Source organism: Haemophilus parainfluenzae, from assembly GCF_014931375.1.
GTDB lineage: Bacteria > Pseudomonadota > Gammaproteobacteria > Enterobacterales > Pasteurellaceae > Haemophilus_D.
Genome location: NZ_CP063117.1, coordinates 1,643,509 through 1,667,728 on the forward strand (window position 1 = coordinate 1,643,509; position 24,220 = coordinate 1,667,728).

Below are 24,220 nucleotides of genomic sequence, written 5' to 3' on the forward strand. Positions count from 1 at the left end.
TTATTCTCCTTTTGCCGCTTTCACTGCCGCTTGTGCTGCTTCTTGTAAACTATGTGCTGCAATTAAATTTACACCACTTTCGGCTAAAATTGCTCTGCCTTGTGGGGCATTGGTTCCTTCTAATCGAACCACAACAGGCACTTTTACACCGACTTCTTGAATCGCTGCTACGACACCTTCAGCAATAAGATCACAGCGTACAATTCCACCAAAAATATTCACTAATACAGATTTCACATTTTTATCGGTGAGAATAATCTTAAAGGCTTCAGCCACACGTTCTTTCGTTGCACCACCACCAACATCAAGGAAGTTTGCAGGGTTACCACCATATAATTTCACAATATCCATGGTACCCATAGCAAGTCCTGCGCCATTGACCATACAGCCAATATCACCTTCCAAAGCAACATAGTTAAGCTGATATTTTTCTGCTTCTGCTTCACGTGCATCACTTTGACTTAAATCGCGTAAGGCTAATAAATCAGGATGTCGATAAAGTGAGTTATCATCAATGCCCACTTTCGCATCTACGCAAATTAAATTGCCTTCTTTCGTCACCACGAGCGGATTCACTTCAACTAAAGAAAAATCTTTTTCGATAAAAAGCTGAGCGAGTTTTACAAAAATCTCGGCAAATTGTTTATTTTGTTCACCACTTAAACCGAGCTTAAAGGCTAATTCACGACCTTGATATGGCATTCCCCCCACGAGAGGATCAATGGTCACTTTATGAATTAATTCAGGCGTTTCTCTTGCCACATCCTCAATGCTCATCCCCCCTGCTGAAGAAGCCATAAAAACCACTTTCTGCGAAGCACGATCAATCACTGCACCAAGGTAAAGTTCTTTCTCAATCTGGCAGGTTTCTTCAATATAAATGCTATTAACGGGTTGGCCTTTTTTATCAGTTTGGAAGGTGACTAAATGTTGACCAAGCCATTTATCGGCAAAAGCACGCGCTTCTTCTGCATTATGCACGAGCTTCACACCACCAGCCTTTCCACGTCCACCTGCGTGAACTTGACATTTCGCTATCCAAACATCACCATTCAGCTGAAAGAGTGCCATTTCAGCTTCATCTGCCGTTTGGCACACGACACCCTCACTCACTGGCAGAGCATATTGCTTAAAAAGCTGCTTAGCTTGGTACTCATGTAAATTCATATTTCCTTCCTATTTTTGATATTGTTTAGCGAAACAGACAAAAATTTGACCGCACTTTGTTTTAGCTCAAATTCGGGGCTTGCTCTTTCTATATTGAGTTATATACTGAGCCAGAACAGTCACAATCCATGTTAAGGATAACAACATGCAAACGAAAAAATCAAGCAATCTTGCGATTGCGCTCATTTGGTTTACTGCTGCTATTTCAATGGCAGAAATTCTCACCGGTACTTGGTTTGCACCACTAGGATGGCAACAAGGTTTAATCGCCATCGTCGTTGGACACTTTATTGGTGGTTCGATGTTTTTCTGTGCTGGTTACATCGGCGCAAAAACCCAAAAAAGTGCTATGCAAACGGTACAAATTTCATTTGGTGAAAAAGGCTCTGCGCTTTTCTCTTTACTTAATGCCATGCAATTAATGGGATGGACTGCAGTCATGATTTATATGGGCGCTGACGTCATTTCCATCTTAAATCAAACACCTGATGCTTCACTCTTCCCATTTCTTACACTTGGTTTAGGCATACTCATCATACTTTGGCTACTACTCGGCTTTACTAAATTAGGTATCTTTAAAAGCATTTCACTTGTCACCATGTTTTTACTGATGTTGTGGCTTAGTATTCAAGTCGCCAATAAACCATTCATTGCCATGGATGTAGCACAAAATATTAAATTTGGTACGGCAGTTGAAATTGCTGCCGTCATGCCGCTTTCTTGGTTACCGGTAGTATCTGACCATACGAAGAATAGCGAAACACCATTTAAAACGACCGCACTTTCAACGCTGACTTATACCGCGACTAGCTGCTGGATGTATGCTCTTGGTTTAGGTGCAGCATTAGTGACCGGTAAATCTGAAATCTCACAAATTCTTTCGCTTGCTGGTGTCAGTGTTATTGGTGTATTAATTGTCATCGCCTCTACCATGATTAACACTGCTCTTCCCGCCTATTCCACCGGCATGAGTTTAAACAATATTTTCCCTCAATTAAAAGTCACGCCAATCTCCGTACTTACCGTGATTGTGGGCATTATATTAGCCTCAACCTTACCAGTGACAGAATACGAACATTTCTTGTTCTTTATTGGCTCTGTATTCGCGCCAATGATCGCCGTGCTTATCGCTGATTTCTTTGTACTTAAACAGCATGATGTGAGAAAATCAGTTGATGGTGTTGGACTCGGCGTTTGGTTTGTCGGCTTCGTGCTCTATCGTTTTCTTATGGCAAAAGGTTGGGAAAGTGATTTAGGTCTGACTTTCCCTGTTATCATCATTACCTTTATCTTAGCAATCTTAGTACGCAAAATAACTAAATAAAGATTGGATTTTAACTATAGAAAGGCGGGCATTGTTCCCGCCCTTTTAATTACTTCGATATAAAAAAGGCTTTTCCCCTCAGAAGAGAAAAAGCCTATATGCTTAAATTTCTAATAATAAGCGAGTTGGATCTTCTAGTAAGTCTCTAATCGCTACTAAGAAGCCGACGGATTCACGACCATCAATTAAACGGTGGTCATAAGATAGGGCTAAATACATCATTGGGCGAATCACCACTTGACCATCTACCGCAACCGGACGTTCTTTGATGGCATGCATGCCTAAAATTGCACTTTGCGGTGGGTTGATAATTGGTGTAGACATTAAAGAACCAAATACGCCGCCATTAGTAATGGTGAAGTTACCACCAGTTAAATCCTCAACCGTTAATTTACCATCACGGCCTTTTTCTGCGAGTGATTTAATTTGTTTCTCAATATCTGCCATGCTGAGTTTGTCGCAGTTGCGTAATACTGGTGTCACTAAACCACGCGGGGTTGAAACGGCAATGCTAATATCAAAATAGTTGTGATACACAATGTCATCACCATCAATTGAAGCATTCACTTCGGGATAACGTTTTAATGCTTCAACCACAGCCTTAATGTAGAAAGACATAAAGCCTAAACGTACACCATGTTGTTTTTCAAATTTCTCGCCGTATGTTTTACGTAATTTCATAATCGGCTGCATATCCACTTCATTGAATGTCGTGAGCATTGCGGTGGTATTTTTTGCTTCCAATAAACGCTCAGCAATACGTTTACGTAAACGGGTCATTGGTACACGTTTTTCTGAACGAGAGCTATATGCCACAGTGCTAATCGTATTTTGCTCTGTAGCCACATCTTGTTTCGCTTTCTGTGCATCACGTTTTGCCACTTCGCGTGCAATATCTTCACGAGTAATACGACCACCTACACCAGAACCTTGAATTTTCTCGGCATCTAAATCGTGTTCAGCTAATAAACGACGAATAGCTGGACCTTGATCAGCTGAATTATTGTGACTATTTTCAATGGCTGCTCTTTGACGATCAGCAGGCGTTGGTTCATTGTCTTTCACTGTTTCAGTTGAAATATCGCCAGCCTGTTGAGTAGAAAGTTTACCTAAAAGCTGTTTACTTACTACGGTTGCACCTTCTTCTTGAAGAATTTCAGTCACTACGCCATCGCTTAAGGCTGGTACTTCAAGTACCACTTTATCTGTTTCAATTTCTACTAATACTTCGTCACGTTTTACCGTCTCACCAACTTTTTTATGCCATGTTGCAACAGTTGCATCCGCAACGGATTCCGGTAAATCTGGAACAAGAATTTCGATTGTCATTTTATTTTCCTTCAAATTATTCTTTTTTTAAAAATTACTGAAATTTCGACCGCACTTTTACAGTGTCAGCGCGTCTTCTACCAATTGTTTTTGCTGTTTGGTGTGTAAAGACATGTAACCTACCGCAGGTGAAGCTGAGGCAGGACGACCTGCATATTTTAACTTCACATGCTCTGGAAGCGAGCTGTCAAAGTTATGCTTACTACAATACCAAGCACCTTGGTTTAATGGCTCTTCTTGACACCATACATAATCCGTCACATGAGCATAAGGTTCTAATGCTTTCTTCACATCTTCATGTGGATATGGGTAAAGCTGCTCAATACGAATAATCGCCACATCGGTTTGGTTATTCGCACGACGTTGTTCCAAGAGATCGTAATACACTTTACCAGAGCATAGGACTACGCGTTTAACTTGTTTCGGATCGATGTTATCAATTTCACCAATGACTGTTTGGAATGTGCCATTTACTAATTCATCTAAACTTGACACGGCAAGTGGATGACGTAATAAAGATTTTGGTGAAATACCAATTAATGGACGACGCATTTTACGGATCGATTGACGACGTAGCATGTGGTAAACCTGTGCTGGTGTAGATGGAATACACACTTGCATATTCTGTTCTGCACAAAGTTGTAAATAACGTTCTAAACGAGCTGATGAGTGCTCTGGACCTTGGCCTTCATAACCATGTGGTAATAACATCACCAAGCCACACATTCTGCCCCATTTTTGTTCGCCTGAACTGATAAATTGGTCAATCACGATTTGTGCACCGTTTGCAAAGTCACCAAATTGCGCTTCCCAAATGGTTAATGTTTTTGGATCTGTTGTCGCATAACCATATTCAAAAGCTAATACGGCTTCTTCGGATAATACAGAATCCCACACCTCAAAACGACCTTGGTTGGCATGTAAATGTGTTAATGGCACATAACCTGTCCCGTCATTTTGGTTATGCACAACCGCATGACGATGGAAGAACGTACCACGTCCCGCATCTTCACCCGATAAACGAACATTAGCACCTTCATCTAATAAGGTTGCGTATGCCATAGTTTCCGCCATACCCCAATCGAACAATTTCTCGCCTTTTGCCATTTCACGGCGATCAGCATAGATTTTTTCGACACGAGGATGAGCTCGCAAGGTTTCTGGATATTCACTGACACGCTCCGCTAAAGTTTGGAAACGTTCTTGTGGGAATTTACTTTCGTAAGGGGATGTCCAGTCATAGTTGAGATATTGCAACCAGTCCATTTGGGCGGTATCCATTTCTCGCCATTCTTTCACTACACGATCGCCATTATCTAAGGCATCACGATAGAGATTCATCATCTCGATGGCTTCTTCTTCGGTGATTACCCCTTCAGCAATTAAACGATCTGCATAGACTTTGCGGGGCGTTGGATGTTTTTTGATGATGCTATACATCATTGGTTGAGTGGCTAATGGTTCATCAGCCTCATTATGACCATGACGACGATAAGAAATCAGATCAATGAAAATATCGCGTTTGAATAAATTACGATATTCCACCGCCATTCTCGCCGCAAAAGCAACCGCTTCAGGATCATCACCATTCACATGAATAATCGGTGCCTGAATCATTTTCGCAATGTCCGTACAATATTCTGTTGAACGGGTGTCATTTGGGTTAGAGGTGGTGAAACCAATTTGGTTATTGATCACAATACGGATTGTGCCACCAACGGTATAACCACGAGCATTAGACATATTCAAGGTTTCTTGTACAACACCTTGTCCCGCTACCGCGGAATCCCCATGAACAGTAACCGCTAATACTTGATTACGCTCTGTATCGTTCTTTTTGGTTTGACGAGAACGTACCGCACCAATAACCACTGGACTAACAATTTCTAAGTGCGACGGGTTAAATGCAAGGGTTAAATGCACGCGACGATCATCTACAGCAAAGTCAGAAGAGAAACCTTGGTGGTATTTCACGTCACCTGTACGCTCGCCTGAATGTTTACCCGCAAACTCGTCGAAAAGATCTTCAGGTTTCTTACCAAGCACGTTTACTAACATGTTTAAACGGCCACGGTGTGCCATACCAAACATCACATCTTGTACGCCTTGTTTGCTCGCATGACGAATAATTTCTTTCATTAATGGAATAAAGGCATCACTTCCCTCTAAAGAGAAACGTTTTGCCCCCGGGAATTTTGCACCGAGATAGCGTTCTAAGCCATCTGCAGCGGTCAATTCACTTAATAAATTAATTTTTTCTTCTTTGGTAAAGAGCGGTTTATTTAATTGGCTTTCTAATTTGCTTTGTAGCCAACTTTTTTGCTCCATATCTTGAACATGCATAAACTCAAGACCAATTGAGCCGCAATAGGTCTCTTTCAGCATTTCAGCTAAATCACCTAACTTGATGTTATCGCGATGATAGACGTAGTGATTAATATTGAAGGTTTCATTGAGATCCTGCTCGGTAAAACCGTGATAACGGTAATCCAATTCAGGTACGGTGGAGACTTTCCAGCGATAATAATTGATTGGGTCAAGTTTCGCTTCTAAATGACCGCGGAAGCGATAAGCATTGATAAATTGGAGGACTTTAACTAATTTGGCACTGGCTTCTGGATCGATAACCGTCACAGCTTCTGTTGTATTTTCTCTCGCTAAGCGACGGAAATAATCACGGACTGGTGAATGTGGTTGCTCTACTGCGATTGTTTTCGGCAATGCATCAAACGTAGCACGCCAGCTTTCATCGACTGAAGATGGATCTTCTAAATAACGTTCGTATAATTCCTCAATATACGATTGATTAGAACCACCCAAAGCGGTTGAAGCCAACCATTCATCAAAGGCATTGTAATGCTGCATATCTACCCCTTGTATTACATGATGTTGTCCGCCCATTATACATAGGATAAAAAAAGAAATAATCCTCAAATCACATTTTGTTACAATTTTGTGATCTACTTCAACAAAAAAACCGCACATAAAGTGCGGTCTGTTTTATCTGAATTTTCTTAGAAACTTAAGAATGGCGTGATTTTTTCAATTGTAGCTTCACCGATACCATCAATATTAGAAAGCTCGGCAGCACTTTTGATTTTGCCCACTTTGTTACGGTAATCAATAATCGCTTGTGCTTTTTTCTCACCGATACCAGAAAGTTTTTGTAATGTTTCTGCATCCGCTTTATTGATGTTTACTTTTGCAGAAGAAGCCACTTTCTCTTTTGCTGACTCTTTTGTTGAAGTCGCTTTTTCTTTCACTTCTTTTACTTTATCTGCGGCTTTTGTTTTTGCTTCAGATGCTTTTTCTTTCGCATTATCTTTAACTGAATTTAATTTTTCAGTGGTTTTGTCTTTCATGGACGGTTGATTATTCTCAGTCGCTTTTTCTTTTAAAGCAGATGCTTTCTCTTTTACCGCATTTTTTGCAGAAGTCGCTTTGTCTTTCATGGCATCTTTTGCTGATGTCGCTTTTTCTTTAGCCTCTTTTACTTTATCTAATGCAGTTGATTTTGTTGAACTTGCACTATCTGTCATTGATTTAAGCTTATCATTTGCCGCATTTTTTATATCAGCTTTTGTGCTTTCAACCATTGATTTTGAATTCGTTACAACATCTTCTTTTGTTGGCAATACGGAAGTATTCGTTGCTAATGCAGAACCTGATACCGCTAATGCGAGTGATGTTAATGTTAAAAGTGATTTTAAAGATTTCATAAAAACTCCTGTTTTATTATCAATAGGTTCAACTAGCGAACCTGTATGCTAAGACTTCTCTTCAGAAAATTAGTTCAAAACAAAAAACGCCCCTAATAAGGGGCGTCTTTAAATTTAATACTGACTAATCATCGCTTGAGAAGATAGAAAGTAATCTTAATAAGCTAATGAATAAGTTGTAAATTGATACATAAATACTCACTGTTGCACGAATATAGTTTGTTTCGCCACCGTGAATAATATTGCTGGTTTCATAAAGGATTGTCATTGTTGAGAACACCACAAACAATGCACTGATCCCTACCGCTAATGCTGGAATTTGGAAGAAGAAACTTGCCACAATTCCTAACAATAACACGATAAATAATGAGAAAATCGCGGTAGAAAGGAAAGACATATCTTTCTTCGTTGTTAGCACATAAGCTGAGCAAGCAAAGAAGACGATAGCGGTACCTGCGAAAGCAAGCATAATCAAATCTTCCATTCCTCTCGCCACATACATATTTAAAATTGGCCCAATGGTATAACCCATAAACCCTGTAAACGCGAATGCAGCCAAAATCCCCCACGCACTATTTGCTAAACGGTTTGTCACGAAAAGTAAACCGTAGAAACCCACAAGTAACACGATAAGGTTAGGATAAGGCAAGTTTAAGCTCATAGAGATATAAGCAACAACTGCCGAAAATGCCATCGTTAATCCCAATAAGAAATAGGTATTACGTAGCACTTTATGTGTGCTAAGTAGTGATTCTTCCTGTGAATTAACAACAATGCGAGATTGCATAAAAGCTCCTTATTTTACAAAGAATAAAGTTGATGAAACATCAATACGTAAAGTAAGGACTATAGGTCAAAAAGTCAATGGTAAATCAAGAATTTGTTTTAATTTTTAAATTTAAGAAGGTAAAAGTGATCTACCCCCAAAACCTGGACATCTAATTTGAGATGCAGATTATGTCCTACTCTTATCAATTTCGTTTGAAAATTATCAAACTCGTCACCGAACAGGATTATGGTATCCGTGAGGTGGCTAAACTTCATCAAATTTCCCATGCTCTCGTCATTTATTGGCTAAAAGCATTTCGGGAAAGAGGGCTTGATGGCATAAAATCGCCTTATACAAACCTTCAAACACCGAAAGTAGTGAAGCCAAAGATGAAAAAGAAAGGCATTGAAATTCCAGAAACCACAGACTTTTCACCTAAAGCGGCTTAAAAATAAGCCGCTTGTCATCGTTATTTTTCAGCAAACACTCGAATTTGCTCTGCGCCTAAATGCCCTGGCACAGTTTTCTTCACATTTAAATCAGAATCTAAAAATAGATTAAACGGATAACCTCGAACATGAACACGATCAATAATATCACCATTTTCATCTAGCAAGACTTTAATATTTTTATATTCTAGCCCTTTGTACCATTCAATAAAATCAGCAGGTGATTTTTCACCTTTATGACCTGGCGAAACAATGGTTATGACTTCAAATCCACGATTTTTTTCCGCACTTAAATCATCAATTTCAGCTAAGCCAGCCAAGCAAATTGGACACCAAGATGCCCACATTTTTACATACACAGGTTTGCCTTTATATTGGCTTAAAGTAACTGGCTGATTGTTTAAGTCTTTGAGTTGAACATCCGCCAAATTAGTTTGTGCAAAAGTGTTTAGGCTGAATGCCATTAAAAATATTGATAGTAGTTTTTTCATTGTTTTTTTCCTTTTATAGATTTCTTTTGTTGAGGTTATGTCTTACGAAAAATTATTCGTAATCAATAAAATGCCCATCACGATAATTAAAATTCCGCCACCGATTTTAAATTTGTCTAAGTGTTTATTTAACCCTTTGGCACGTTTTAGCAAGCTATCAGAGAAAAACGAAAACAGCACAAAAGGCGTTGCTAAACCAAGTACATAAACAAACATCATTGATGCACCGTAAAGTGCAGAGCCTTCATCGCCTGATAAAGCTAACACGGAAGCCAAAATCGGGCCAATACAAGGTGTCCAACCAAGACTAAACGTTAAACCAAGCACAAATGCCTCAAGTGCGGTCGATTTTCCTGATGTTTTGATTTCCACTAATTTCGTGCGTTCCAACAAACCAATTTTGAAAATGCCAAGTTGATGAATACCCAAAATAATCACGATAACGCCAGCGATAATGCGGGTAGTGTTACTAAATAAAATATTCCCTAAAAAACCAAAACTAAAGCCTAGACTTACAAATGTAAGGGAAAGCCCTAAAATAAATAAAAAAGTATTTAGGACTTTTTTACCGCCTTTACTCAAAATACCAAAATAAATTGGAATAATCGGGAAAATACAAGGCGAAAGAAAAGAAGCAAGCCCAGCTAAAAATACAGTTCCAATAAGGAGTTGTTGATCTAACATCCTGCATCTCCTTATTTTTTAATTGATTGAATCAAATATCCGTATCCTGCTTTTTCCATTTCAGCTAACGGAATAAATTTAATTGATGCGCTGTTAATGCAATAGCGCAAACCGCCTTTATCTTTCGGGCCGTCATCAAATACGTGACCTAAATGAGCATTGCCCGCACGGCTTAGCACTTCGGTACGTTGCATATTAAAACTATTATCTGTTTGATAATGCACTACCTCTTTTGCTATTGGTTTCGTAAAACTCGGCCAGCCACAACCCGATTCAAATTTATCATTTGAAGAGAAAACAGGCTCGCCCGTGGTGACATCAACATAAATACCCGGTTGGAAGTTATCCCAATATTCGTTACTAAAAGAGCGTTCAGTATGTTTATTTTGAGTAACGGAATATTGCAACGGTGTCAATTTCGCTTTAAGTTCTGCATCACTCGGTTTCGGATAATCTTTCTCGTCAATCATAGGTTCATCTGCTTTGGTAATATCAATATGGCAATAACCATTTGGATTTTTCTTTAAATAATCTTGATGATATTCTTCTGCTACGATGTAATTTTTAAGCGGCTGCACCTCAATTTGCACTGGTTTTTTATATTTGGTTTGAAGCTGGGCGAGTGCTTGTTCGATCACCGCTTTATCTGCCCCATCTTGATAATAAATCCCTGTGCGATATTGTCTGCCACGATCGTTACCTTGTTTGTTTACACTCGTTGGATCAATCACTTTAAAATAATATTGCAATAATTTATCGAGCGAAATTTGATTTGCATCGTAAGTGACTTTTACTGTTTCTGCGTGATCGGTTACGCCAATCATCTGATAACTGGTTTTTTCCGTATTACCATTGGCATAGCCAGAAATCGCATCTTTCACCCCGTGAATGCGCTCCATATATGCTTCCATACCCCAGAAACAGCCACCAGCAAGATAAATTTCTCGAATGTTTTGTGTATTTTCCATTGCCATTTTTTGTTCTCCAGATGATGATGTTGAATTTTGTATTGCTAAAGTTGGTGTAGCACAACAAAGTGCGGTAATAAATAGAAATGTTTTTGATAGTTTCATTGTTTTTCCTTATGATGTGAAAATTAACGTTACATAAGGTTAGACGGCGGATAATCCGATTTCTTACAGATTTTTGTAAAATTTTTAAAGAAATTGACTGAAATCCATTGTTATAACCAATAATAAAGAGCTAAAAAACACTGTTTCGCCCTCTTTTCTAAGGTAAAAAAATCTATATGCAATCATATTCCACTCCTTCGCTTTATCACAAAGCGGTGCAAAGTATGAGCCGCCGAGGAAATTGCTATGATAATGCGGTGATTGAAAGTTTTTTGCGATACTAAAATCAGAGTGTTTTTACTCTCGGACTTATCATTCAATTGCTGGATTACAGGCTAAAATTGAAGAATATTTAGTGTATTACAACCCAAAACGCATTAAACTTGCTTTCAAAGGATTGAGCCCAGTGCAATACCGATCTCAATATTTAAGTTAACTAACCTGTCCAACTTTTGGGGGGCAGATCAAAGAGCGATTAATTTCATCATTAAATTTGACCTCACTTTCTTTTAACAAGGACAATCAAGGAACAATCATGCAACTTCCTACCCTACAATCCGCAAAATTAATTCGCCGCTATAAGCGTTTTTTGACTGATATTGAATTACCAAATGGTGAAGTGATCACGATTCATTGTGCAAATACTGGTGCAATGACTGGCTGTGGTGAAAAAGGCGATACCGTTTGGTACTCTCATTCTGATAGCCAAACTCGCAAATATCCACACAGTTGGGAATTAACGCAATTAGCAAATGGCCAACTTGTTTGCATTAATACTCACAGATCCAATCAGTTAGTCTTTGAAGCCTTGCAAAATAAGCAAATTAAAGAACTCGCTATGTATGATGAAATTTATCCTGAAGTGAAATATGGTGAAGAAAATAGCCGTATCGACTTCTTACTTAAAGGTGGGGGCTTGCCAGATTGTTATGTTGAAGTGAAATCAATCACTTTTGTAAAAGGCACATTAGGGATGTTTCCCGATGCGGTAACTACTCGTGGACAAAAACATGTTCGCGAGCTTTTAGCTATGAAAAAACAAGGACATCGAGCCGTTGTTCTCTTTGCCGGATTACATGATGGCTTCGATCGTTTTAAAATCGCTGAGTTTGTAGATCCTGAATATGATCGCCTTTTAAAAGACGCCAAATCTCAGGGCGTTGAAGCTTATGCTTATGCGGGAAAATTTGACATTTCAGATGGAATTCCGACCGCACTTTCTCTCACTGAAAGTGTGCCGTACATCGATTAAAAAAATAATTGAGAATTATTTGCATTTTATTGTTGACAAGGTGTTTGAGAATAGTTATCATCTAGCCATTCCAAAAACAAACAGATAATCACTCCAACTTCACGCCTATTTCCCCACAAATAGGCGTTTTTTTTCATCTCAATCTTTTCATTTCAGCCATATTCTCTATAATGTAGCCTTTAATATTAAAATAACATTAGGAAATAGAATGACTGATATTAATACCGTTCTCGCAGAACTAAAACGCGGTACTGATGAGATTCTTTCTGAAGCAGATTTAATCGAAAAACTAAAAGAAAATCGCCCACTTAAAATTAAACTTGGTGCAGACCCTACTGCTCCGGATATTCACTTAGGGCATACCGTGGTATTAAACAAACTTCGTCAATTCCAACAATTAGGCCACGAAGTCTATTTCTTAATCGGTGATTTCACGGGTATGGTCGGTGACCCATCTGGTAAAAATACCACTCGCCCACCGCTTAGCCGCGAAGATGTGCTTCGCAATGCGGAAACCTATAAAGAACAGATTTACAAAATTCTAGACCCACAAAAAACGAAAATCGTATTCAACTCTGAATGGTTGGGTAAATTGGGTACTGAAGGAATGATCCGTTTAGCAAGCAACTACACTGTAGCGCGTATGCTAGAACGTGATGATTTCAAAAAACGTTTTGGTAACAATCAACCTATCGCAATTCACGAATTTATTTATCCTTTATTACAAGGCCATGACTCTGTTGCTTTAGAAGCAGACGTGGAACTTGGCGGTACAGACCAAAAATTTAACTTACTTGTTGGTCGTGAATTACAAAAATCAGCTGGTCAGAAACCACAGATAGCGATTACGCTTCCATTACTTGTTGGTTTAGACGGTGAGAAGAAAATGTCTAAATCATTAGGCAACTACATCGGCGTGACAGATGCACCAAGCGATATGTTCGGTAAAATCATGTCGATCTCGGATGAATTAATGTGGGATTGGTACAACTTACTTTCTTTCCGTCCACTCACTGAGATTGCTGAATTAAAAGCAGAAGTAGCAAATGGTAAAAACCCACGTGATGTGAAGATTTTACTAGCCAAAGAAATCATTGCACGTTTCCATGATGAAGCGGCTGCAGAGGCGGCTGAACAAGAATTTATTAACCGTTTCCAAAAAGGTGCGATGCCGGATGAAATGCCTGAATTCACCTTTGAAGGCGAAATTGGTTTAGCAACCTTATTAAAAGAAGCAGGACTGGTTCCTTCTACTTCTGAAGCGATTCGCTCAGCAAAACAAGGTGGTGTGAAAATCAATGGCGAAAAAGTCGAAGACATGAAAGCCAATGCACCAAAAGGCACGAATGTTTACCAAGTCGGTAAACGTAAGTTTGCACGCGTAACCATCGCATAAAACACCTATGAAAATGACCGCTCTTTTTAAGTGCGGTTATTTTTTAACTGATATCCACAATAGAAGGAAAATAATATGAGCCAAAAAATCTGGGTAACAGGCGATGCGGTTGTCGATCTTATTCCTGACGGTGAAAATCATTATTTACGTTGTGCCGGTGGCGCCCCTGCAAATGTGGCTGTTGGCGTAGCACGATTAGGCAGCCCGAGTGCCTTTATTGGTCGCGTAGGTAACGATCCGCTTGGCCAATTTATGCAAGATACCTTAAATGCGGAAAATGTGAATACACAACATATGATTTTAGATCCGCAACATCGTACCTCTACGGTTGTGGTTGGTTTAGATAATGGCGAACGCAGCTTTACCTTTATGGTAAACCCAAGTGCGGATCAGTTCTTACAAGCAAGTGATTTACCGCCTTTCCAACAAGGTGAATGGTTACATTGCTGCTCTATTGCGCTGATTAATAATCCATCTCGCGAAGCCACCTTTGAAGCAATTCGTCGTATTAAAGCTGCTGGTGGTTTCTTCTCTTTTGATCCAAATCTACGTGAATCACTTTGGTCAAGCTTAGAAGAAATGAAAACCGTGGTAATGGAAGCGGTTGCATTAGCTGACGTATTGAAATTCTCTGAAGAAGAATTAACGCTTTTGACTAATACTGACAGCCTTGAAAAAGCCTTTGAAAAAGTGACCGCACTTTACCCTGAAAAATTGATTATCGTGACCTTGGGTAAAGATGGTGCACTCTATCACTTAGAAGGTAAGAAAGATGTGATTTCTGGAAAAGCCTTACAACCTGTTGATACAACGGGTGCTGGCGATGCCTTCGTTGGTGGCCTACTTGCTGGACTTTCACAGCATCCAAACTGGAAAGAAAATGATGTATTAGTGCAAATCATTCGTCAGGCTAATGCCTGTGGTGCCCTTGCTACGACAGCAAAAGGGGCAATGTCTGCCTTACCAAACCAAACACAATTAGCGGCATTTTTAGCGAATTAGCATGCAAAGGTGCAAATAGCTGCACCTTTTATTTATGAAAATAATTTAGGAAGTATTTATGAAACTTTGGTATTCCAACTCTAGCCCTTATGCTAGAAAAGTCCGTGCTGTAGTGCAATATCATCAATTACAAGATCATGTTGAATTACTCCTCGCAACCAGTGGCTTAGATAAGAACTCACCACATAACTTAGACAATCCTCTTGGTCGTTTACCGGCATTACAACGAGAAAATGGTGAATGGCTTTATAGCAGTTCACTCATTGCAGAATATCTCGATCACATTGGTACTCAACCTTCACTTTATGGGAACAAAGAGACACGTTGGGAAATTCTCCGTTTACATTATTTAGCCGATGGTATTTTAGAGAATGAAATCTCAGTCGTACCAGAAAAACGCCTTCGTCCACAAGAGCAATGGTGGCTTGAACGTCATCAACAAATTTTTGACCGCACAGAACGAAGCTTAATTGAGCTCAAAAAAGCCATTGATATCTTTGGTGAAGAATTAAATATCGGTACATTGAATGCCGTATGTGCGATTGATTTTCTACTATTCCGCGATGCTTGGACTCATGCTTCACAACATGCAACCATCAAATCATTAAAAACATGGGCTGACGCAATGAATCAACGCTATGATTGCTTAAAAAACACCTTACCCAAATAAGATTAAATTATGATTATTTTCAATAATGGCAAATACAAAAGTATTCTAGCCGCAGAAAAAGGCGAACTTGCGGAAATTGCTGAAACCGTGCAAAAAGACAAGGATTTCCGACCGCACTTTCATATTGCCCCACCAACTGGCTTGATGAATGATCCGAATGGTTTGATCTTCGATGGAGAGAAATATCATCTTTTCTATCAATGGTTTCCATTCGATGCAATTCACGGGATGAAACATTGGAAGCATTTAATCACGAAAGACTTCCAACATTACCAATCAGCGGATGATCTGATTCCTTGTGAACTTTTTGAGTCTCACGGCTGTTATTCGGGTGGTGCTTTAAAAGTCGGTGATAAATTGGCTATGTTCTACACTGGCAATACTCGTCGTCCAAGTGATAATCAACGCGTGCCTTATCAAAATTTAGCGATTTTCGATCTTAACGGGAAATTGCTTAGCAAACGTCCGTTGATTGAAAATGCGCCGGAAGGTTATACCGAGCATGTTCGCGATCCTAAACCGTATTTAACTAAAGGCGGCAAAATCCGTTTTATCTGCGGCGCACAGCGAGAAAACCTCACGGGAACAGCCATTATTTTTGAAATGGACAATCTTGAAAGTACGCCTCGTTTATTAGGTGAGCTTTCCTTACCTGCTTTTGACAATACAAACGTGTTTATGTGGGAATGTCCTGATCTATTGAAGATCGGTGATAAAGATGTCTTTATTTGGTCGCCACAAGGTAAAGATCGGGAAGCGCATCAATTCCAAAATAATTATCACGCGACTTATGCCGTGGGTAAATTAACGGGTTTAACCTTTGAAGCAGAATATATCGGTGAGTTGGATCAAGGCTTTGATTTCTATGCTCCACAAACCTTCGGCGGTTTGGATAACAAAACCCATGCCGTGCTTTTCGGTTGGATTGGTTTGCCAGATTTAACTTATCCAACAGACAAATTTAAATGGCACTCAGCTTTAACCTTACCAAGAGAATTGCGTTTAGAAGGTTCGAAAATTTATCAACGCCCGATTGATAAAATATACAAAAATCTGACCGCACTTTCTGCGCTTCATCTCAATGAAAAAGCTGATATTGCTAATTTAGATCGTGCGTATATTAAATTTGAGGCAAATAACCAAGCCTTTGACTTAACCTTCTTCCAAAATGAAAAAGGACAATCATTACGACTTTCTTATGAAAATGGCTTGGTTTGCTTAGATCGCAGTCAAAGCGAACAAACCGAATTAATGGAAAAATTCGGTACCAAACGCTTCTGCGAAGTTGAAAATCTGCAGACTGTTGAGATTTTCTTTGATCGCTCAATTATTGAAATTTTCTTTAATCAGGGTGAAAAAGCGATGACATCAAGATTTTTCATTGAGAACAGAGAAAATACAATAAGCTGTGGCCGTCCATTGGATTTAATGATTGGTTATTTACCAGCAATTCAATATGACAAATAATCAACTCAAGTGCGGTTAAAATTAACCGCACTTTTATTTCCAACTACGCTCTTTTATTAAAATTAATGACTATGTTTGTTCAACAACAAAACGCAACACCATCTAATCTTGTGGCGTTCAATTTTCTATTGATTGCCTTTTTAACGGGGATTGCCTCTGCATTTCAGACGCCGACCTTGAGTTTATATCTGTCGCAAGAGATTCAGGTTTCACCTTTTTTTGTGGGCTTGTTCTATTCCGTCAATGCCATTATTGGCATTATCTTGAGCCAAATTCTCGCGAAATATTCTGATAAGCAAGATGATCGTCGCAAAGTGATGATTGTTTGCTGTTTGATTGCTGTGCTTGGATGCCTGATTTTTGCTTATAACCGAAATTATTATGTGTTGATTATTATCGGTACAACACTATTAGGATTGGGCTCATCCGCTAATCCGCAATCTTTTGCTTTAGCAAGAGAATATGCTGAAAGTAGTCATCGTGAAGCGGTGATGTTCACCACAATTATGCGAACTCAAATCTCATTGGCTTGGATTGTGGGACCGCCGCTTTCCTTTTTCATTGCGCTAAACTGGGGCTTTGATTATATGTATTTGGTGGCGGGTTCTGCCTTTTTACTATGTGCAGGTGTCAGCAAATTATTGCCGAAAATTCCTCGTCAAAGTGCGGTTAAAAATCAAGAGATTTTAGACAATACGCTACCAAGAAAAAGTGTGATTTACTTGTTCATCGCTAACCTATTGCTTTGGACCTGTAACAGCATGTATCTCATCAATATGCCATTATTTGTGATTAATGAGTTACATTTAGGCAAAGAATTAGCAGGAACATTGATGGGAACGGCTGCAGGCTTGGAAATCCCAGTGATGATTTTTGCAGGCTATCTCACCAAATATTTCAGTAAAAAACGCTTGATGATGATTGCTTTAGTTTCAGGCCTTGCTTTTTATTCAAGTTTATTATTCGCGGAGCAAACTTGGCAGCTTATCGGATTACAAATGCTTAATGCGATTTTTATCGGTATTACCGCTACTATTGGCATGGTGTATTTCCAAGACTTAATGCCGACTAAAATGGGTACAGCCACTACGCTATTCAGTAATGCAGCAAAAAGTAGTTGGATTATCGGAGGACCTATTGCCGGTATTATTGCAGAAATTTGGCATTACAATTCTGTTTTTTATGTCGCTGTGGCACTAATTTTTATCAGCGTAAGCTGTATGTGGAAAGTCAAATCAGTTTAATGAAAATAAAAAAGTGCGGTCAATTTTGACCGCACTTTGACTTTACACTATCTTAGCGCCATGCTTTGAATTGGTTAATCAATCCATTTGTTGAGCTATCATGGCTTAAGACTTTCTCTTTATCTGCCAATTCAGGAAGAATTCGGTTCGCTAATTGTTTACCTAATTCCACGCCCCATTGGTCGAAACTGAAGATATTGAAAATCACACCTTGTGTAAAAATTTTGTGTTCATACATGGCAATTAATGCACCAAGAACAAATGGTGTAATTTTTTGCACTAAAATAGAGTTGGTCGGTTTATTACCGGTAAAGACTTTAAATGGCACAATGTCTTTTACCTCATCCAACGATTTACCGGCTTTCACAAACTCGGCTTCGACTTCTTCTTTGGTTTTACCAAAAGCAAGTGCTTCAGTTTGTGCAAAGAAGTTTGATAATAATTTGCTGTGATGATCACCTAATGGATTATGACTTTGTGCCGGCGCGATAAAGTCACAAGGGATTAACATCGTACCTTGGTGAATTAATTGATAGAACGCATGCTGACCATTTGTACCTGGTTCACCCCAAATAATTGGGCCGGTTTGATAATCACGGATAACATCGCCATTACGATCGACATATTTACCGTTTGATTCCATATTGCCTTGTTGGAAATAAGCCGCAAAACGGTGTAAATATTGGTCATAAGGTAAAATTGCTTCAGTTTGTGCACCAAGGAAATTAGTATTCCATAAACCGACTAATGCTAATGTTGCAGGGATATTTTTTTCTAATGGCGCAGTACGGAAATGTTTATCCATTTCATGCGCACCACTTAAGAGTGCTTCAAAATTATCAAAGCCGATTGAAAGTGCAATTGAAAGACCGATTGCAGACCATAAAGAATAACGGCCACCAACCCAATCCCAGAACTCAAACATATTATTGGTATCAATACCAAATTCAGCTACCGCTTTACCATTGGTAGAAAGTGCGGCGAAGTGTTTTGCCACCGCGCTGTTATCTTTCGCTGCCGCTAATAACCAATCGCGTGCAGAATTCGCATTGGTCATAGTTTCTTGGGTGGTGAAGGTTTTAGAAGCCACTAAGAAAAGTGTCGTTTCAGGATTCACTTTTTTCAACGTTTCAGCGATATGGGTTCCATCCACGTTTGAAACGAAGTGCATATTCAAGTGATTTTTATAAGGACGAAGCGCTTCAGTCACCATGTAAGGGCCTAAGTCCGAACCACCGATACCAATATTCACCACATCAGTAATCGCCTTTCCTGTATAACCTTTCCATTCACCTGAAATCACACGATCACAGAACGATCTCATTTTCGCTAATACGGCATTCACTTCTGGCATCACATCTTTGCCATCTACATAGACAGGTGTATTTGAACGGTTACGAAGTGCGGTGTGTAATACAGCTCGATTTTCTGTGCGATTAATTTTCTCGCCTGTAAACATAGCATTAATCGCTTCATCTAATGCCGATTCTTTGGCTAATTGACGAAGTAATTTTAGGGTTTCTTGATTAATTTTATTTTTTGAAAAATCTACTAAGATTTGATTTTCAAAAGTTAAAGAATAGTCATTAAAACGATTTTCTTCTTGCTTAAACAAATCAGCAATCATGGTATGAGCCAGTTGAGATTGGTGAGCTTCAAGCGCTTTCCACGCTTGTGTATTGGTTGGATTGATGTTTTTCATGAATATTTCCTTTTAAAAATTGAATTCTTTACATTTTTGCTTTCTTGCAAAAACAATTAATCAACATATTCTGTTATAACACGCGGGGTTAATTTTGTAATCAATTCATAGCTTAAAATACCACTGTATTTAGCTACCGTTTCAATTGGTAATTCCTTACCCCATAAAATCACTTCATCACCTACTTTATCTTGGCTATCTGCGCCTAAGTCTACCGTTAGCATATCCATTGAGACGCGACCGACAATAGGAACAATACGACCATTTAGATAAACTGGCGTGCCTTCTGGCACATCACGCGGATATCCATCACCGTATCCAATAGCGACAACACCAATTTTGGTATCTTTCGGACTGGTCCAAATGCCACCATAGCCAACAGGTTCACCTTTTTTATGTTCACGCACCGCAAGCAATGAAGAAGTTAAGTTCATCACGGGGATTAAACCAAATTCAGCACCGACAGTATCCGTTGGTGAGATGCCGTACATAATAATCCCTGGTCGAATACAATCTAAATGGGCTTCAGGCCAAAATAGAATCCCGCCCGATGCCGCAATGGTTCTTTCTCCACCTTTATCTTTTGTCGCCTGAAGGAAACGATCAAGCTGAACTTGCGTATAATCGGAATCCAGCTCATCAGCACGGCTAAAATGACTAACAAAACCTAAGTGCGGTTGAATTTGAGGGAGTTTTTTCAGCTCTTGATAAAAATAGTCCACTTCATCAAGCGACACACCTAAACGGTGCATCCCCGTATCAATCTTCAACCAGACTTTGATTGGACTTGGTACTACAGCTCGTTTTAATGCTTCAAGCTGTTCACGGTTATGTACCACCGTTTCGATGTTATTTACCGCAATAATGGGTAAATCTTTTTCATCAAAAAAGCCTTCTAACAATAAGATCGGTTTGATAATACCGTTAGAGCGTAACGATAACGCCTCTTCTAAACGCGCTACGGCAAAGCAATCTACCATGCTTTCTAAAGCAGATGAAACAAATACCACGCCATGACCATATGCGTTTGCTTTTACCACGGCAATAATTTTGCTGTGAGGTGCTTTTTCTTTAATAACTTGTAAATTATGTTTTAAGGCAAGCGAACTAATTTTCGCTGTTGCCGGTTTTACGTTCATTTTTCTAATCCGTTCTATCTTGCCTAATAATCATCTCTGTATTCACGCTGTTCGGCAAGGTTATCAAAGCGTGAGAATTGACCGTTAAATGCTAGACGTACACGACCAATCGGACCGTTACGTTGTTTACCAATAATGATTTCAGCCACCCCTTTATCTTCGGAATTATCGTTATACACTTCGTCACGATAAATAAACATAATCAAATCAGCATCCTGCTCAATAGAGCCAGATTCACGCAAGTCTGAGTTTACCGGACGTTTATCTGCACGTTGTTCCAAAGTACGGTTAAGCTGGGAAAGTGCAATAACCGGGACTTCTAATTCTTTCGCTAATGCTTTTAAAGAACGAGAAATCTCGGCGATCTCTAAGGTACGGTTATCTGAAAATGCGGGCGCGCGCATTAATTGAAGATAATCCACCATAATCATGCTCAATCCACCATTTTCGCGATACACACGACGTGCGCGAGAACGTAATTCTGTTGGAGTTAAACCTGATGAATCATCAATATAAAGATTGTTTTTTTGCTTAAACATCCCAAACACGCTGGCTATTTTGCTCCATTCCGCCTCTTCCAAGTTTTGGCCAGTACGAATTTTGGTTTGGTCCACGCGAGCGAGAGAGGCAATCATACGCATCATAATTTGCTCAGCAGGCATCTCTAAACTGAATACCAATACAGGCTTATCACTTGCCATGGCCGCATTTTCACAAAGGTTCATTGCAAATGTTGTTTTACCCATGGAAGGACGTGCTGCCACAATGATGAGATCGGAAGGCTGTAAACCGGCTGTTTTCTTATCTAACTCAACAAAGCCTGTTGTGACCCCTGTCACACCGTTATGATTTTCAAGCTTACCTAAGGTTTCAATTCGAGCAATGGTGCTTTCCAACACACTGAGCACGTTTTGAGGGCCCTCTGTTGAAGAACTCCGTTTTTCAGCGATCGCAAATACTTCCCTTTCAGCTTCATCCAACACCATTTTGATGTCTTTGCCTTTTGGGGAATAACTGTTTTCTGCAATACGATTCCCCACTGCAATAAGCTCACGCAAAATCGCTTTCTCACGTACGATTTCGGCATAAGCCAAAATATTAATAGCATTTGGGGTGTTATTAGAAAGATCTGCGAGATAAGCAAAACCGCCTACAGAATCACTAATGCCTTTGGCCTTAAGGGCTTGATCAAGGGTGATTAAATCAATCGGCGTTTGGTTACGCATTAATTCTTCCATCGTTTGGAAGATTGCTTTATGTGCAAAAGTGTAAAAATCCTCAGCAATGACCCTTTCAGCGATACCATCCCAATGCTGATTACTCAACATAATACCGCCTAGAACGGCTTGTTCAGCTTCAGTGGAATGAGGCGGGATACTAACTTGTTCAGTTTTCTGATCGGAAGATTGGATTTGTCGTTGTGATGCCATAAGGATTTCAATTTAAACTAAAAAACTGTGCTTATGATACCGCAAATATGAGGTGGTTTTAAGAAAAAAGTGCGGTCAATATTTTCAATATTTTAGACATAAAAAAACGGTGGAAAAATCCACCGCTCTTTTTCATTCAGGAATGTTGATTATTCAACCGTTAAAGTACGACAAACGTTAGTTGTACCTTCTGATTCATCACCTTGTGTTAATAAAACAAGATCACCTGAAACTAAATAACCTTTTTCTTTTAATAGGTTAATCGCTGCTTTTGCACCTGCAGAGCTACGAGATTCACCATCAAAATGAACTGGTGTTACACCACGGTATAATGCGCAACGGTTTAATGTTTCTTGAACACGAGAAAGTGCAAAGATTGGTAAACCTGAGCTAATACGTGACATTAATAATGGTGTACGACCAGAGTGGCTTAATGTAATGATTGCTGCAATACCGCTTAAGTGGTTCGCTGCATACATCGCAGACATTGCTACAGATTCTTCAATATCTCTGAACTCACGATCTAAACGGTGATGAGAAACATTGATGCTAGGCATTTTTTCTGCACCTAAACATACGCGAGCCATTGTCGCTACAGTTTCAGCTGGATATTGACCTGCTGCAGTTTCTGCTGAAAGCATTACCGCATCAGTACCATCTAATACCGCATTTGCCACGTCCATTACTTCTGCACGAGTTGGCATTGGGTTGCTGATCATTGACTCCATCATTTGAGTTGCAGTGATTACCGCACGGTTTAATTGACGTGAACGACGAATTAATTTTTTCTGTACGCCAACTAATTCAGGGTCACCGATTTCAACACCTAAGTCACCACGCGCAACCATGATTACATCAGAAGCAAGGATGATATCGTCCATTGATGCATCATCAACTACGGTTTCAGCACGTTCAACTTTAGCAACGATTTTCGCATCTAAACCAGCTTGTTTTGCTAACTCACGTGCATAGTTTAAGTCTGCACTTGAACGTGGGAAAGATACCGCTAAGTAATCTACACCAATACGAGCTGCAGTGATGATATCTGCTTTATCTTTTTCAGTTAATGCATCTGCAGATAAGCCACCACCTAATTTGTTGATCCCTTTATTGTTTGATAAAGGACCACCAACAGTCACTTCAGTAAATACTTTTGCACCTTCTGTAGAAAGTACTTTTAATTGAACACGGCCGTCATCTAATAAAAGAATATCGCCTGGTACAACATCTTGTGGAAGTGTTTTATAGTCTAAACCAACGGCTTCTTGATTACCTTCACCTTTTGGTAATTCCGCATCAAGAATAAATTTATCACCAACATTTAAGAAAATTTTGCCGTCTTTAAAAGTAGAAACACGAATTTTAGGACCTTGTAAGTCACCTAAAATTGCCACGGTTTTACCTAATTTTTTCGCGATCGCACGAACACGCTCAGCACGCTCAATATGATCATCTGGTGTACCGTGAGAAAAGTTCATACGTACAACATTAGCGCCTGCTGCGATAATTTTTTCAAGATTGTTATCGCGGTCTGTAGCTGGACCCATTGTACATACAATCTTCGTTCTTCTTAATTTTCTAGACATTATCTAAACTCCACAAATGGTTACAATTTACTAAAGCTTTTTTAAATTTCGGCTCATCCGAGATAAAAAACGTTGCGCATTATACGCTTAAACCTACACAAAATCAAAATAACTACTGAGACTTTTTAAATCAGATTTTGGTTATTTTTTTAGCAGCTAAATTTAACTTAAAACAAATCCTCTTGTTTTCATCCTTAAAACTGTTTATCATCTGCCACATCTTTTACGCGACTATAGCTCAGTTGGTTAGAGCACCACCTTGACATGGTGGGGGTCACTGGTTCGAGTCCAGCTAGTCGCACCATGTTGCAATCCCAAGCTTTTTAG

20 protein-coding genes, 1 tRNA gene and 1 pseudogene are annotated in these 24,220 nt (G+C 39.4%); 10 read left to right on the forward strand and 12 right to left on the reverse strand.

All coding sequences use genetic code 11. The features are described 5' to 3' along the window. A complete protein-coding gene (gene sucC / locus INP95_RS07955; protein ID WP_111386224.1) occupies positions 1-1,167 on the reverse strand; it encodes an ADP-forming succinate--CoA ligase subunit beta in 1,167 nt (388 codons plus the stop codon). Positions 1,168-1,312: 145 nt separating this feature from the next. On the opposite strand from sucC, the gene cytX reads away from it, so the two are divergent. Next, positions 1,313-2,491 carry a putative hydroxymethylpyrimidine transporter CytX gene (gene cytX / locus INP95_RS07960; RefSeq protein WP_197560482.1) on the forward strand — a complete coding sequence of 393 codons (1,179 nt, stop codon included), beginning with the start codon at positions 1,313-1,315 and terminating at the stop codon, positions 2,489-2,491. Positions 2,492-2,593: 102 nt separating this feature from the next. Here cytX and odhB read toward each other — a convergent pair whose 3' ends face one another. The 4 genes from odhB to INP95_RS07980 form a co-directional block, all read right to left on the reverse strand. Next, positions 2,594-3,820 (reverse strand): 2-oxoglutarate dehydrogenase complex dihydrolipoyllysine-residue succinyltransferase, encoded by a 1,227-nt coding sequence (gene odhB, locus INP95_RS07965; protein WP_197560483.1) that lies wholly within the window; start codon positions 3,818-3,820, stop codon positions 2,594-2,596. 57 nt (positions 3,821-3,877) lie between these two features. After that, positions 3,878-6,685 (reverse strand): 2-oxoglutarate dehydrogenase E1 component, encoded by a 2,808-nt coding sequence (sucA, locus tag INP95_RS07970; protein ID WP_197560484.1) that lies wholly within the window; start codon positions 6,683-6,685, stop codon positions 3,878-3,880. Between the two features lie 149 nt (positions 6,686-6,834). After that, positions 6,835-7,539, reverse strand: coding sequence for a ComEA family DNA-binding protein (locus tag INP95_RS07975; protein WP_197560485.1), 705 nt, complete (start codon positions 7,537-7,539; stop codon positions 6,835-6,837). 124 nt (positions 7,540-7,663) lie between these two features. After that, a complete protein-coding gene (locus tag INP95_RS07980) occupies positions 7,664-8,326 on the reverse strand; it encodes a Bax inhibitor-1/YccA family protein (RefSeq protein ID WP_005699490.1) in 663 nt (220 codons plus the stop codon). A gap of 170 nt (positions 8,327-8,496) precedes the next feature. Here INP95_RS07980 and INP95_RS07985 point away from each other — a divergent pair. Beyond that, positions 8,497-8,751: pseudogene (locus tag INP95_RS07985) on the forward strand (transposase); the annotation flags it as partial. A 26-nt stretch (positions 8,752-8,777) separates the two neighbouring features. Here the strand turns inward: INP95_RS07985 and INP95_RS07990 are convergent. Genes INP95_RS07990 through msrAB form a run of 3 tightly spaced genes read right to left on the reverse strand, consistent with a single transcriptional unit; the run spans position 8,778 to position 11,005 of the window. Continuing rightward, entirely contained in the window at positions 8,778-9,248 is a 471-nt protein-coding gene (locus INP95_RS07990) for a redoxin family protein (protein ID WP_054419358.1), read from the reverse strand. Between the two features lie 42 nt (positions 9,249-9,290). Continuing rightward, the gene (locus INP95_RS07995) at positions 9,291-9,932 is read right to left on the reverse strand and encodes a cytochrome c biogenesis protein CcdA (RefSeq protein ID WP_005628783.1); all 642 of its coding nucleotides are present in this window, start codon (positions 9,930-9,932) and stop codon (positions 9,291-9,293) included. A gap of 11 nt (positions 9,933-9,943) precedes the next feature. Next, positions 9,944-11,005, reverse strand: coding sequence for a bifunctional peptide-methionine (S)-S-oxide reductase MsrA/peptide-methionine (R)-S-oxide reductase MsrB (msrAB, locus tag INP95_RS08000; protein WP_005636030.1), 1,062 nt, complete (start codon positions 11,003-11,005; stop codon positions 9,944-9,946). Positions 11,006-11,324: 319 nt separating this feature from the next. Here msrAB and INP95_RS09955 point away from each other — a divergent pair, with 319 nt between their 5' ends. The 7 genes from INP95_RS09955 to INP95_RS08035 all read left to right on the forward strand — a co-directional run bounded on the left by INP95_RS09955 (position 11,325) and on the right by INP95_RS08035 (position 18,036). Next, on the forward strand, positions 11,325-11,441 hold the full coding sequence (locus INP95_RS09955; protein WP_373897080.1) for an IS3 family transposase: 117 nt from the start codon (positions 11,325-11,327) through the stop codon (positions 11,439-11,441). A 99-nt stretch (positions 11,442-11,540) separates the two neighbouring features. After that, positions 11,541-12,257, forward strand: a complete 717-nt coding sequence (sfsA, locus tag INP95_RS08010) for a DNA/RNA nuclease SfsA (protein WP_197560486.1) — start codon at positions 11,541-11,543, stop codon at positions 12,255-12,257. A 208-nt stretch (positions 12,258-12,465) separates the two neighbouring features. Beyond that, positions 12,466-13,653 carry a tyrosine--tRNA ligase gene (tyrS, locus tag INP95_RS08015; protein WP_197560487.1) on the forward strand — a complete coding sequence of 396 codons (1,188 nt, stop codon included), beginning with the start codon at positions 12,466-12,468 and terminating at the stop codon, positions 13,651-13,653. A 75-nt stretch (positions 13,654-13,728) separates the two neighbouring features. Continuing rightward, positions 13,729-14,655 (forward strand): fructokinase, encoded by a 927-nt coding sequence (gene cscK, locus INP95_RS08020; protein ID WP_070592206.1) that lies wholly within the window; start codon positions 13,729-13,731, stop codon positions 14,653-14,655. A 58-nt stretch (positions 14,656-14,713) separates the two neighbouring features. Continuing rightward, positions 14,714-15,325: a glutathione S-transferase N-terminal domain-containing protein gene (locus tag INP95_RS08025; RefSeq protein WP_197560488.1), complete on the forward strand. Its 612-nt coding sequence runs from the start codon at positions 14,714-14,716 to the stop codon at positions 15,323-15,325. A gap of 9 nt (positions 15,326-15,334) precedes the next feature. After that, positions 15,335-16,792, forward strand: coding sequence for a glycoside hydrolase family 32 protein (locus INP95_RS08030; RefSeq protein WP_197560489.1), 1,458 nt, complete (start codon positions 15,335-15,337; stop codon positions 16,790-16,792). Between the two features lie 71 nt (positions 16,793-16,863). After that, positions 16,864-18,036: an MFS transporter gene (locus INP95_RS08035; RefSeq protein WP_197560115.1), complete on the forward strand. Its 1,173-nt coding sequence runs from the start codon at positions 16,864-16,866 to the stop codon at positions 18,034-18,036. A gap of 52 nt (positions 18,037-18,088) precedes the next feature. Here the strand turns inward: INP95_RS08035 and pgi are convergent, their stop codons facing one another. The 4 genes from pgi to pyk all read right to left on the reverse strand — a co-directional run bounded on the left by pgi (position 18,089) and on the right by pyk (position 23,893). Next, positions 18,089-19,738 (reverse strand): glucose-6-phosphate isomerase, encoded by a 1,650-nt coding sequence (gene pgi / locus INP95_RS08040; RefSeq protein ID WP_197560490.1) that lies wholly within the window; start codon positions 19,736-19,738, stop codon positions 18,089-18,091. 56 nt (positions 19,739-19,794) lie between these two features. Further along, positions 19,795-20,877: an alanine racemase gene (gene alr / locus INP95_RS08045; RefSeq protein WP_049380934.1), complete on the reverse strand. Its 1,083-nt coding sequence runs from the start codon at positions 20,875-20,877 to the stop codon at positions 19,795-19,797. A 23-nt stretch (positions 20,878-20,900) separates the two neighbouring features. Beyond that, positions 20,901-22,307, reverse strand: a complete 1,407-nt coding sequence (locus INP95_RS08050; protein WP_005695940.1) for a replicative DNA helicase — start codon at positions 22,305-22,307, stop codon at positions 20,901-20,903. A 149-nt stretch (positions 22,308-22,456) separates the two neighbouring features. Beyond that, a complete protein-coding gene (gene pyk / locus INP95_RS08055) occupies positions 22,457-23,893 on the reverse strand; it encodes a pyruvate kinase (protein WP_070867947.1) in 1,437 nt (478 codons plus the stop codon). A 227-nt stretch (positions 23,894-24,120) separates the two neighbouring features. Between pyk and INP95_RS08060 the strand changes: the two genes are divergently transcribed. Next, positions 24,121-24,197 (forward strand) — tRNA-Val (locus INP95_RS08060). The last annotated feature ends 23 nt before the right edge of the window (positions 24,198-24,220 follow it).